We start from the raw sequence: 11,573 nt of genomic DNA on the forward strand, positions 1-11,573 counted from the left end.
ACACCACTATCGGTGCTTTGACGGCCTATTCGAGCGACCGCAATGCGGCGTCGTCGCGCGCGACCACCGCGCCGCCGTCGGCGGTCAGCACGATGGGCCGCTGGATCAGCCGCGGATGCTCGGCGAGCGCCTCGATCCACCGGTCTCGATCGGCCGCCGTGCGACCCCACTTGGACATGCCGAGATCCTTGGCGATCTGCTCGCCGGTGCGGGTGATGTCCCACGGTTCGGCGCCGAGCCGCCGCAGCACGGCCCGCAGTTCGGCCGCGGTGGGCGGGGCGTCGAGGTAGCGCCGCACCGAGTACTCGACGCCTGCCTCGTCCAGGAATTTGGTGGCATTGCGGCTCTTGGAGCACTGCGGGTTGTGCCAGATCTCCGTCATGCGAGCAGGGTACCGAGCAGGTCCGACACAGTGGCCGACATCCCTGCGGCGGCACCGTTTAGTGGGCGTTCTGCTGGATAAGCTCGACACGATGCGAAAACGACTGAACCGGATCAACGCCCTGGATCGCCGCCTCGTGCAGCGCACCGCGCGTTTGCGACCGACGCCCGCCGACCATGCCCTGCGTTCACTCAGCATGAGCGCCAACCACAGTCGCCTGTGGATGGCGATCGCCGCCGGGCTCTTCGTGGCGGGCGGGCGGGCCCAGCGGCGCGGGGCGGTGCGCGGTCTCGCGGCGGTGAGCCTGGCGAGTGGTCTGGCGAACGGTGTCGCCAAGCCCTTGTTCCCACGGCGCAGGCCGCCGGTGGAGGCGGTGCCACTGCTGCGGCGGCTGGTGAAACCGCCGGTGTCCTCCTCGTTCCCGTCGGGCCATGCCGCCTCGGCGGCGGCGTTCACGACGGCGGTGGCGCTGGAGGCGCCGGGGACGGCCGCGGTGATCGCGCCCCTCGCGGTGGCGGTCGCCTACTCGCGGGTGCATATCGGCGTGCACTGGCCCTCCGACGTGGTGGTCGGTGCGGCGCTGGGTTCCGGTGTCGCGCTGGCGACCCGGCGCTGGTGGGCGGTGCGGGACGACGAGCCCGCCACCCTGGGCCCCGCGAAGCGGACCGAACCGCTGCCCGAGGGACGCGGGATGCTGTTCGTGGTCAACCCGTCCTCGGGCACCGACGATGGCGGCGAGCTGGCAGATCTGTTGCGCGCGCGGCTGTCCGCGGCACAGATCCTCGAACTTCAGGGCGACATCGACCTCGAGGCCGAGATCGATGCCAGGGTGCGGCGCGACGACATCGCGGCGCTCGGCGTACTCGGCGGCGACGGGACGGTCTCGACGGTGGCGGAAGCCGCTGTGCGACACAACCTTCCGCTGGCGGTATTCGCCGGCGGGACGCTGAATCACTTCGCGCGCGACATCGGCGTGGAGAATCCGGTGACGACGCTCGCCGCGCTCGATTCGGGCCAACTCGTCCTCATCGACACCGCCCGGGTGCGCTTGGACGACGGCGAGGAACGCACCTTCGTCAACACGGCCAGCCTCGGCGGCTACCCCGATTTCGTCCGGCTCCGGGAACGCTGGGAACGGCGGGTGGGCAAGTGGCCCGCGGCCGGATTCGCCATGCTGTGCGTGCTGTTTCGCGCGCAGCCCCTGCACGCCACGATCGACGGCAAGCCCAGCTCCCTCTGGATGATCTTCCTCGGCAACGGCGCGTACCATCCCGCCGACCAGATCCCGATGTCACGTCCCCGCTTACACGACGGCACCCTCGATGTCCGCTATCTCCGTGCGGACCTTCGCTTTTCGCGTCTCCGGCTGATCTTCGCCACCTTCACGGGGACCTTGGATCTTTCGGACACCTACGTGCATCAGCGCGTCGGGCATCTGGACGTTCGGGTCGACGGCGCCCCGGTATCGCTGGCCACCGACGGCGAGGTCAACCACAAGGCACGGCGATTGGATTTCGCCAGCCAACCCGCCGCATTAGCGGTGTTCCGGGAGCTGCAAGCCGAGGACTGACGGTGGCCCCGCGAGCGGCTCGCGGGGCCCACCGGCGTCAGTTCACGTACTCGTCAGCGACTTTCAGCACCTCGTCGACGATCTCCAGGCCGATGCGCAGCTCGTCCGCCGTCGTGGTGAGCGGCGGCGCGATCTGAAAACGGTTGCCCACGTTGAACGGCCAGAGACCACGTGCCTTCGCGGCGGCGGTCACCTTCGCCATCGGCTCGGCCGCCGCACCGGCGGCGGCGAACGGGATCAGCGGCTCCCGCGTCCGCGGATTACGCACGAGATCGAGTGCCCAGAAGAAGCCGAGCCCACGCACCTCGCCGACGCTCGCATGCCGAGTAGCCAAGTCCTGTAAGCCTTTTCCGAGCACATCGGCACCCACCGAACGCACATGATCGAGAATGCCGTCCCGCTCGAAGATGCCGATCGAGGCGACGCCTGCCGCACAGGCCAGCGGGTGCCCCGCGTAGGTGAGCCCGCCGGGATAGACGGTGTGGTCGTAGCGCTGCGCGATGCGTTCGGCGATGAGCACACCGCCCAGTGGAACGTAGCCCGAGTTCACGCCCTTGGCGAAGGCGATGAGATCCGGTGCGACGTCGAAGGCCTGCACCGCGAACCACTCGCCGACCCGGCCGAAGCCGACCATCACCTCGTCGGCGATGTAGACGATGCCGAACTCGTCGCAGAGCGCGCGCACCCCGGCGAGATAGCCCGGCGGCGGAATCAATACACCGTTGGTGCCGACGACCGTCTCCAGGATCAGTCCCGCGATGTTCTGCGGGCCCTCCAGTTCGATCACCTGCCGCAGATGGGTCAGCGCCGCCGCCGTCTCCTCCTCGGGAGTGCTTGTGCCCCACGGTGATCGGTAGGGGTACGGGCCGAAGAAGCGCACCACGTCGACGTTGGTCGGCTCGGCGCCCCAGCGGCGCGGTTCCCCGGTCAGCCCGATCGCCACGCCGGTGCCGCCGTGATAGGAGCGGTACGCGGCGAGCATCTTGGTGCGGCCGGTGAAGCTACGGGCCAGCCGCACTGCGTGTTCCACCGCTTCCGCGCCGCCGGTGGTGAACAGGACGCGGTTCAGGTCACCGGGTGCGCGCTCGACGATCAGCTCGGCCAGTTCGCTGCGCGCCGCGTTGCCGACGGTCGGCGAGATGGTGGTGAGCTGCTGGGCCTGGGCGGTGATCGCGGCGACCATGTCCGGATGCTGGTGTCCGATATTGACATTCACCAGTTGGGAGGAGAAGTCGAGGTAGCGGTTGCCGCTGTCGTCCCAGAAGTAGGAGCCCGACGAGCCGACGATCGTCGCCGGGTTCAGCTCGGCCTGCGCGGCCCACGGATAGAAGACATGATCGGTCAAATCACTTACCCCCTTCGATCAGCGTGACCTGCTGCGGCGCGTAGTGCGCACCGGTCGTATCGATGCCGGCGGACATCAGCAGCTCCAGTGCCTTCATGACGTAGTCGCTCGTGTAGGCGCTCGCGTCGGGATCCTTCTTGAGAACCGTTGCGCCCTCTTGGTTCTTGGTGTCCTTGGCGATCTGCACGGTCCGTGCCCAGGCCGCGCTGTCGACCATGCCGATGCCCGCGGGCGACGGCCAGATCAGCTTGTTCACCTCGTTGATCTGCCACTGCTGATGGGACGCGCCGAGCGTGCTGCCCTCGGCGACGGTGATGTCGCGGCACTTGTCCACGTTGTCGCGGCAGAAGATCCAGCCCTTCAGCGAGGCCGCGATGAACTTCACCGTCTGGTCCTGATACTTGGCGTCCTTCAGCTTCTCGCTATTGGCCCAGATGGCGTCCTGCAACATCGCGACGCCCTCGCTGTTCCAGTCGATGGTCGTGAAATCATCTGCGGTGTAAAGCTTTCCGGTGGCCGGGTTCTTGGTCTCCAGCAGCTGGGCGTACTCGTTGTACGACATGGCCTGCGCGGCGGCGATGTCCTTGCCGAGGAAGGCGTTCATGTCGAACTGCTGCTGTACCAGCTTGACGTCCTTGGCCGGGTCGATGCCCGCCTTGGTCATGCCGGCGAACAGCTCGAATTCATTGCCGTAGCCCCAGTTTCCGACCGTCTTGCCGCGCAGCGCGGCGGCATTGGGGATGTTCTCCGACTTGAACGACACCTGCTTGGTGCCGGAGCGCTGAAAGATCTGCGCCACGTCGGTGATGCCCGCGCCCGCCTCGCGGGACGCCAGCGCCTTCGGCACCCAGGCGATGGCGTAGTCGGCCTGGCCCTGCGCGAGCACGGTCTGCGGGACGATATCCGTTCCGCCGTCCAGGATTTCGACCGACAAGCCCTGTTCCTTGTAGAAACCCTGGTCGACCGCGGCCAGGTAGCCCGCGAACTGGCCCTGTTTGAACCACTGCAGTTGCAGGCGCACCTTGGTGAGCCCGTCGGCGGTGGTGCCGGAGGAGCTGTCGGTGGTGCTGCAACCGGTGAGCGCGGCCGCGACCAGCGCGGCGAGCGCCAAACAGGTACGGAATCGCTTGGTGGACTTCGTCATCTAGATCTCCAGAGGGTGGTGCGGGGTCTACGGGTGAGTTGTTCGAGTAAGAGGACGGCGGCCAGGAACAGCAGGCCGACGAGCACGGCGCCCGCCACGTAGGCCCACGCCCTGGGGTAGGCGGTGTTGGCGGCGGCGGAGGTGATGCGGCTGCCGAGTCCGTTCTGCAGTCCGCCGAAGTATTCGGCGATGATGGCCGCGATCACCGCGCCCGGCGCGGCGATGCGCAGGCCGGTGAACAGGTACGGCAGCGCCGCGGGCAGCCGGACGGTGCGGGTGACCTGCCAGCCGCCCGCCGCGTAGGACGTCATCAGGTCGGTGTGGACTTGCGGAACCTGACGCAAGCCGCGGGCCGTGCTGACGAACATCGGGAAGAACACGACGATGGTGACGACCATCCGGCGCGGGGTGTCCGTGGTGGTCGAGTACATCGAATTCAGCAGGGGCGCAAGGGCAACGATCGGCACGGCGGCCGCGGCGGCGGACAGCGGCGTCAGCAGCCCCTCCACCAGACGGAACCGGACGGCCAGCATCGCGGCGACGATGCCGAGCACCGCGCCGACCAGCAGGCCGATCAGCGCATTGGTGCCGGTGGCGGTCGCCGCGTCGGCGATGCGGCTGAAGTTATCGGTGAACTCGCTCGCGATCGCGGTGGGCGCGGGCAGCAGGAACGACGGCACCCCGGCGACGACGGTCAGCACCTGCCACAGCGCGAGCCCGCCGATGCCGAACGCCAACGGCGGCAAGACTGTTCGCCACGGCAGTGCCGTCTTCCAGGACGTCATCACACCGACCCGCCGGTCTCGCCGTGACCGCCGCGCAGCGCCTCGCGCACCGCGGCCACCGCCTCGAAAAACGCTGGGCTGGAACGCACGTCATCGCCCGCCTCGGCCGCGTCGCGTCGGCCCCAGCCGCCGGTCGACACGATCTCGGTGATCCGCCCCGGTCGCGGCGACATGACGACCACCCGGTCCGAGAGGAACACGGCCTCCGGAATCGAGTGCGTCACAAAGACCACGGCGGCCTCGGTCTCCCCCGCGATCCGCAGCAGCTCACCCTGCATCCGCTCGCGGGTCATCTCGTCGAGCGCGCCGAACGGTTCGTCCATCAGCAACAGCGACGGCTTCGGCGCCAGCGCCCGCACGATCGCGACGCGCTGCTGCATGCCGCCGGAAAGTTCGGCGGGATAGCGCTTGGCGAAGTCGGTGAGCCCGGCCATCTCGAGCAATTCCGCACTGCGCGCGCGTCGTTCACTCTTCGGCACCTTGTGCAGCTCTAAGGGCAGTTCGACATTCGCCTGCACGGTACGCCAGTCCAGCAGTCCGGACTGCTGGAAGGCGATGCCGTAATCCTGGTCGATCCGCGCGCGCCGCGCGGTCTTGCCGTGCACCGTGACGGTGCCGCCGCTCGGCTGCTCGAGATCGGCGATGATCCGCAGCAGTGTCGACTTGCCGCAGCCGGAAGGGCCGATGAGCGAGACGAATTCGCCCGCGGCGACGGTCAGCGAAACATCCGACAGTGCGGTGACCGCACCCGCGGCGTAGATCTTGCCCACATCCGCGAGTTCCACCGCCGCGATACGCTCGGCGGCCGACTCGGCGAGTTCGACGGCACCCACCTGCTCCGCCGGATCCGGCGCTGACGTCGCCGTGGCGACGGCCGGTCGTGCTTTGGCGGTCAACGGATACCTCCTGGAAAGCTGCCCGCCTCGCGGGGCGGACGGTCAAAACGATGTATCTGTCCGGGGCGCACCGTGGCGGCGCGGTGGTTCATGAGGTTCCGTTCAGCGACCGCGAGGCGCCCGCGGGGCGGCTGTAGCGGCGCAGGGCCAGTTCGGCGAGGCCGACGACGGCGGTGACCGCGACACCGAGCAGAGCGGCGGCCAGGACAGCCGCGTAGAGCCTGGAGGCGTCGCCGGTCGCCTGCTGGGCAAAGACGATGATCTGGCGGCCGATGCCGCCCGCGGTGCCGGTGGAGATCTCCGCGACCACGGCACCGATCACGGAGGCGGCCGCCGCCAAGCGCAAGGCGGGCAGCAAGTGTGGGACAGCTGACGGAAAACGCAAGTGCACCAAGGTTTCCCACCAGCTGGCCGAATAGCTGTGCAGCAGTTCGACCGACGCCTTCGACGGTGCCTGCAGTCCGCGCAGCATCCCGACGGCCACCGGGAAGAAGGCTAGGTACGACGCGATCACCGCGATGCTCATCCACGGCCGCCACGGCTCGCCCGCGATCACGATCTTGCCGCCCCAGCCGGCCACCAGCGGGGCCAGCGCGATCAGCGGAACCGTTTGCGAGACAATGATGTAGGGCAGCAGTCCGCGTTCGACCCAGGCGAAGCGCTGCATGAGGATCGCCAGCGCGACTCCGACGACGGTGCCGATGAGCAGCGCGAGCATGGCCAGTCCGAATGTGAATCCGGCTGTCTTGAGCAAGGTTTGGCCCACCGTGCCGGAACTGTCCCGCTCTCCCAGCACCGTGACGACCGACCATACGTGCGGCAGCGCACCATCTCCGGTGCGCGGCAGGATTCGCTGGTCGCCGATGCTCACACCACGTTCCGGGACAACGAGTTTCACCAACTCCCAGAGTGCGAGCACCAGCACCAGAACGGCGAGCGCGTAACCGACGCGCCCCGTCCGCAACCTCATCGGCCCTCCAGATCGACCGAGCGCATCCGCCGCGCACCTTCTCGCAAGCCGCGCCCGAAATTGCCGGCAATTCCGTGCGCAGCCGAACGATCCATGCGCGCCGTGGGCTGTTCGTCATCGGTGCGGTGCGGGCCGAACTCGATCAGCGCCAATGCCAGTGCGGCGGCGATACCCACGAGCAGGGTCGCCATCAGGCGCCTTCCGTCGCGGTGACCGGGTGGGCCAGCCGGGGTAGGACCGACTCGCCGTACGCCTCCAACGTGGCGGTCTTCGCGTCGTGCTGCAGATAGACCGCGAACTGGTCGACGCCGAGCTTTTCCAGCTCACGCAGCCGGGTCAGCTGATCGTCGGGCGTGCCGAGCAGGCAGAAGCGGTCCACGATGGTGTCGGGGACGAAGTCTGCATGCGTGTTGCCCGCACGGCCGTGCTGGTTGTAGTCGTAACCCTGCCTGCCCGCGATGTACTCGGTGAGCGCGGCCGGAACATCGCTGCCCGCACCGTATTTCGCGACAATGTCGGCCACGTGGTTGCCGACCATGCCGCCGAACCAGCGGCACTGTTCGCGGGCGTGGGCCAGCGCGGCGTCCGACCCGTCGGTCACGTAAGCCGGTGCGGCGACACAGATCTTCACCGAACCGGGGTCGCGGCCCGCACGCTCGGCGGCGGCCCGTACTCGAGCGATGGTCCACGCGGTGATGTCCGGGTCGGCCAGCTGCAGGATGAACCCGTCGGCCACCTCGCCGGTGAGATCCAGTGCGCGCGGGCCATATCCGGCCATCCACACCTCCAGCCTGGAGTCGGCGGCCCACGGGAACCGCACGATCGTGTCACCGACCCTGGCGCTGCGGCCGTTGCCGAGTTCCCGGATCACCTCGATGGATTCGCGCAGGGTGGCCAGGGTGGTCGGCTTGCCGCCGAGCGTGCGCACCGCCGAGTCGCCGCGGCCGATGCCGCACACGGTGCGGTTGCCGAACATGTCGTTCAGCGTGGCGAAGGTGGACGCGGTCACGGTCCAGTCCCTGGTGGCCGGATTGGTCACCATCGGGCCGACCACGACCTTCCTGGTGGCGGCGAGGATCTGGCTGTAGATGACGTACGGCTCCTGCCACAGCAGATGCGAGTCGAACGTCCAGACGTGCGAGAACCCGTGGGTCTCGGCCTGTCTGGCCAGTTCGACCACCCGGGAGGCGGGGGGTGTGCATTGCAGCACCACACCGATGTCCATGCGGCACTCTCCGTTTCGAGGTCGGCGACAGCTCGGCTGTCAGATCAGGTTCTGCGACAGTTCGCGTTTGACGAACCGGCCGTGCCCGGCGCTGCCGAGGTACGCGCCGTTGTCGATGACCACCCGGCCGCAGGAGAGCACGGTGTCGACGTGGCCGTCGATCTCGAAGCCCTCGTAGGCCGAGTAGTCCATGTTCATGTGGTGGGTCTTGCCCAGGCCGATGCTGGTGTGCCCGTTGGGGTCGTAGATCACGACGTCGGCGTCCGCGCCGGGACTGATCACGCCCTTGCGCGGGTACATGCCGAACATCCTGGCCGGCGTGGTGCAGCAGACCTCGACCCAGCGTTCGAGCGAGATCCGGCCGCTCTTGACGCCCTGGAACATCAGGTCCATCCGATGCTCGACACCGCCGATCCCGTTCGGGATCTTGCTGAAATCGCCGATGCCCATTTCCTTCTGATCCTTCATGCAGAACGGGCAGTGGTCGGTGCTGACCGTCGTCACGTCGCCGGTGCGCAGGTAGCGCCACAGCTCGTCCTGATGTCCCTCGGCCCTGGACCGCAGCGGCGTCGAGCACACCCACTTGGCGCCCTCGAAACCCGGTGCGCCCAACTGTTCCTCGAGCGAGAGGTACAGGTACTGCGGGCAGGTTTCGCCGAAGACGTTCTGGCCGTTGCCGCGTGCGGTGGCGATCTGTTCCAGCGCCTGCTTCGCCGAGACATGCACCACATAGAGCGGCGCACCGGTCAACTGCGCCAACATGATCGCGCGGTGGGTGGCCTCCTCCTCCATCTGCCACGGGCGGCTGGTGCCGTGGAAGTACGGGGCGGTGTCGCCGCGCGCGATGGACTGCTCGACGAGCACGTCGATGGCGATCCCGTTCTCCGCGTGCATCATCAGCAGCGCGCCCAGATCGCCCGCCGACTGCATGGCGCGCAAAATCTGGCCGTCGGTGGAGTAGAAGACGCCGGGGTAGGCCATGAACAGCTTGAAACTGGTAACGCCCTCGGACACCAATTCGCTCATGCCCTTGAGGGATTCGTCGTTGACCTCACCGATGATCTGGTGGAAGCCGTAGTCGATCGCGCACTTGCCCGCGGCCTTCTGATGCCACGCGCCGAGTGTGTCCTGTAACCGCTCCCCCGGCGTCTGGACCACGAAGTCGACGATCGTCGTGGTGCCGCCCCAGGCCGCGGCGCGGGTGCCCGTCTCGAAGGTGTCGGACGCCTCGGTGCCACCGAACGGCATCTGCATGTGCGTATGTCCGTCCACGCCACCGGGAATCACGTATTTGCCGGTCGCGTCGATGACCACCTCGGCGGTGGCGGTAAGGTCCGCGCCGAGGGCGGTCGAGCCGGGCTGTAGTACGGCGACAATGGTTTCGCCGTCCACCAGCACGTCGAGCAGTTGCGATCCGGTGGCCGAGACCACCGTGCCGCCGTGGATGAAGGTCAGTGTCATGTGATCGCCGGGCCTCAGGGAGCCACCAGCGGACCATAGGCGTCCGGGCGGCGGTCCCGATAGAAGGCCCACCGGTCGCGCACCGTCTTGATCAGATCCAGGTCCAGGTCGCGGATCACCAGCTCGGGGTCGGTGTCGGAGGCGACCTCGCCGACGAACTTGCCCTCGGGGTCGACGAAGTAGCTGGTGCCGTAGAAGTCGTCGTCGCCGTACTCCTCGATGCCGACCCGGTTGATCGCGCCGATGTAGTACTCGTTGGCCACCGCCGAGGCGGGCTGCTCCAGCTTCCACAGGTAGCCGGACAGGCCGCGCGAGGTGGCGGACGGGTTGAACACGATTTCCGCGCCCGCCAGGCCGAGTGCCCGCCAGCCCTCCGGGAAATGCCGGTCGTAACAGATATAGACGCCGACCTTGCCGACCGCGGTATCGAACACCGGCCAGCCCAGATTGCCCGGCCGGAAGTAGAACTTCTCCCAGAAGCCGTTGACGTGCGGAATGTGGTGCTTACGGTACTTGCCGAGATAGCTGCCGTCGGCGTCGATCACCGCCGCGGTGTTGTAGAGCAGGCCCGGCTGCTCCTGCTCGTACACCGGCAGGACCATCACCATGCCCAATTCCCTTGCCAGCGCGGCGAATCGCTCCGTCGTCGGACCCGGCACCGACTCCGCGTACTCGTAGAACTTCGCGTCCTGCAACTGGCAGAAATACGGGCCGTAGAACAGCTCCTGGAAGCAGATCACCTTCGCGCCCTGCGCGGCCGCCTGACGGGCGTAATCCTCGTGCGCTTTGATCATGGACTCTTTGTCGCCGGTCCAGTTCGTCTGGACGAGCGCGGCTCGAACGATTCCCATGCTTTGTTATACTTCACTCCGAACCAATTCGGTTGTGTTACAAGATTGCGGAAACAGTTTCGTAGCCGTAAACCTTGATTCTGGTCGTAGTTCCGGCGCCACACCCGACGCAGAATGACGGTGTGAGCGAGCGAATCGGAGGCACAGCGCCCATGCGTACGACGCCTGCGCGCGCCGGCCGGAGTCCGCGGGTGAGCAGCGGCGCGGCCATCCGGGGTGGGGTCCACTACTTGCACGAAGTCCTCCGCAAGCACGGCAGGCACACGCTGCGTGCCGAACCCCGATCCTCGCACCCTCTCTCAGGATCCGCACCCTCAATAGGGCCCTATAGCCAGTGCAGATCCCAAAAGAAGGTGCGGCTCGCATTGGGGTGCGTCGCCGCAGACCACGCTGCCGAGCGCACACCACGCGCCGGCACCCAACCCCCGCACCCTCTCTCGGGATCCGCACCCTCAATAGGGCCCTATAGCCAGTGCAGATCCCAAGAGAAGGTGCGGCTCGCATTGGCGCGGTTCGCCGCAGACCACGCTCCCGAGCCGCAGGGCCCGGCCCCAGCCGAGCGCACACCACGCGCCGATACCCAATCCCCGCACTCCCTCTCGGGATCAGCACCCTCAATAGGGCCCCAGAGCCAGTGCAGATCCCAAGAGAAAGTGCGGCTCGCATTGGCGCGGTTCGCCGCAGACCACGCTACCGAGCCGCAGGGCACGGCCCCAGCCGAGCGCACACCACGCGCCGATACCCAATCCCCGCACCCTCTCTCGGGATCGGCACCCTCAATAGGGCCCTATAGCCAGTGCAGATCCCAAGAGAAGGTGCGGCTGGCGTTGGCGCGGGTCGTCGCAGACCACGCTGCCGAGCGCACACCGCGCGCTGGTGCACCATCCCCGCACTCTCTCTCGGGATCTGCACTCGCAATAGGGCCCTATTGCGAGTGCAGATCC

General features: G+C 67.7%; 11 protein-coding genes. 1 reads left to right on the plus strand and 10 read right to left on the minus strand.

From position 1 onward, the window contains the following. Positions 1-25: 25 nt before the first annotated feature. Positions 26-382 (minus strand): arsenate reductase family protein, encoded by a 357-nt coding sequence (locus tag ACFWF1_RS42200; RefSeq protein WP_379290393.1) that lies wholly within the window; start codon positions 380-382, stop codon positions 26-28. Between the two features lie 91 nt (positions 383-473). Between ACFWF1_RS42200 and ACFWF1_RS42205 the strand changes: the two genes are divergently transcribed. Next, complete coding sequence (locus ACFWF1_RS42205) at positions 474-1,952, plus strand: bifunctional phosphatase PAP2/diacylglycerol kinase family protein (protein WP_379290391.1); 1,479 nt, start codon at positions 474-476, stop codon at positions 1,950-1,952. 37 nt (positions 1,953-1,989) lie between these two features. Here ACFWF1_RS42205 and ACFWF1_RS42210 read toward each other — a convergent pair whose 3' ends face one another. The 9 genes from ACFWF1_RS42210 to ACFWF1_RS42250 form a co-directional block, all read right to left on the minus strand. Beyond that, complete coding sequence (locus ACFWF1_RS42210) at positions 1,990-3,297, minus strand: aspartate aminotransferase family protein (protein ID WP_379290390.1); 1,308 nt, start codon at positions 3,295-3,297, stop codon at positions 1,990-1,992. Between the two features lies 1 nt (position 3,298). Further along, the gene (locus ACFWF1_RS42215; protein ID WP_379290388.1) at positions 3,299-4,441 is read right to left on the minus strand and encodes an ABC transporter substrate-binding protein; all 1,143 of its coding nucleotides are present in this window, start codon (positions 4,439-4,441) and stop codon (positions 3,299-3,301) included. Further along, entirely contained in the window at positions 4,438-5,226 is a 789-nt protein-coding gene (locus ACFWF1_RS42220) for an ABC transporter permease (protein WP_379290387.1), read from the minus strand. Before ACFWF1_RS42220 ends, ACFWF1_RS42215 begins: the two co-directional genes overlap by 4 nt. Continuing rightward, the gene (locus ACFWF1_RS42225; RefSeq protein WP_379290385.1) at positions 5,226-6,122 is read right to left on the minus strand and encodes an ABC transporter ATP-binding protein; all 897 of its coding nucleotides are present in this window, start codon (positions 6,120-6,122) and stop codon (positions 5,226-5,228) included. The genes ACFWF1_RS42220 and ACFWF1_RS42225 overlap by 1 nt, the downstream gene beginning before the upstream one ends. An 88-nt stretch (positions 6,123-6,210) precedes the next feature. Then, positions 6,211-7,092 (minus strand): ABC transporter permease, encoded by an 882-nt coding sequence (locus tag ACFWF1_RS42230; protein WP_379290383.1) that lies wholly within the window; start codon positions 7,090-7,092, stop codon positions 6,211-6,213. Continuing rightward, a complete protein-coding gene (locus ACFWF1_RS42235; RefSeq protein ID WP_379290381.1) occupies positions 7,089-7,283 on the minus strand; it encodes a hypothetical protein in 195 nt (64 codons plus the stop codon). The genes ACFWF1_RS42230 and ACFWF1_RS42235 overlap by 4 nt, the downstream gene beginning before the upstream one ends. After that, positions 7,283-8,317 carry a TIGR03842 family LLM class F420-dependent oxidoreductase gene (locus ACFWF1_RS42240; protein WP_379290379.1) on the minus strand — a complete coding sequence of 345 codons (1,035 nt, stop codon included), beginning with the start codon at positions 8,315-8,317 and terminating at the stop codon, positions 7,283-7,285. The genes ACFWF1_RS42235 and ACFWF1_RS42240 overlap by 1 nt, the downstream gene beginning before the upstream one ends. 39 nt (positions 8,318-8,356) lie before the next feature. Next, positions 8,357-9,778: a dihydropyrimidinase gene (gene hydA / locus ACFWF1_RS42245; protein ID WP_379290377.1), complete on the minus strand. Its 1,422-nt coding sequence runs from the start codon at positions 9,776-9,778 to the stop codon at positions 8,357-8,359. 14 nt (positions 9,779-9,792) lie between these two features. Next, complete coding sequence (locus tag ACFWF1_RS42250; RefSeq protein ID WP_357389285.1) at positions 9,793-10,629, minus strand: nitrilase-related carbon-nitrogen hydrolase; 837 nt, start codon at positions 10,627-10,629, stop codon at positions 9,793-9,795. Between the last annotated feature and the right edge of the window lie 944 nt (positions 10,630-11,573).

This window comes from Nocardia sp. NPDC060255, from assembly GCF_042727395.1.
Classification (GTDB): Bacteria; Actinomycetota; Actinomycetes; order Mycobacteriales; family Mycobacteriaceae; genus Nocardia.

Bases quoted from the DNA above. Each gene is read 5' to 3' on its own strand.
- hydA (WP_379290377.1), bottom strand. From the start codon at position 9,778: ATGACACTGACCTTCATCCACGGCGGCACGGTGGTCTCGGCCACCGGA.
- ACFWF1_RS42215 (WP_379290388.1), bottom strand. From the start codon at position 4,441: ATGACGAAGTCCACCAAGCGATTCCGTACCTGTTTGGCGCTCGCCGCG.
- ACFWF1_RS42250 (WP_357389285.1), bottom strand. From the start codon at position 10,629: ATGGGAATCGTTCGAGCCGCGCTCGTCCAGACGAACTGGACCGGCGAC.
- ACFWF1_RS42230 (WP_379290383.1), bottom strand. From the start codon at position 7,092: ATGAGGTTGCGGACGGGGCGCGTCGGTTACGCGCTCGCCGTTCTGGTG.
- ACFWF1_RS42205 (WP_379290391.1), top strand. From the start codon at position 474: ATGCGAAAACGACTGAACCGGATCAACGCCCTGGATCGCCGCCTCGTG.
- ACFWF1_RS42220 (WP_379290387.1), bottom strand. From the start codon at position 5,226: ATGACGTCCTGGAAGACGGCACTGCCGTGGCGAACAGTCTTGCCGCCG.
- ACFWF1_RS42235 (WP_379290381.1), bottom strand. From the start codon at position 7,283: ATGGCGACCCTGCTCGTGGGTATCGCCGCCGCACTGGCATTGGCGCTG.
- ACFWF1_RS42240 (WP_379290379.1), bottom strand. From the start codon at position 8,317: ATGGACATCGGTGTGGTGCTGCAATGCACACCCCCCGCCTCCCGGGTG.
- ACFWF1_RS42200 (WP_379290393.1), bottom strand. From the start codon at position 382: ATGACGGAGATCTGGCACAACCCGCAGTGCTCCAAGAGCCGCAATGCC.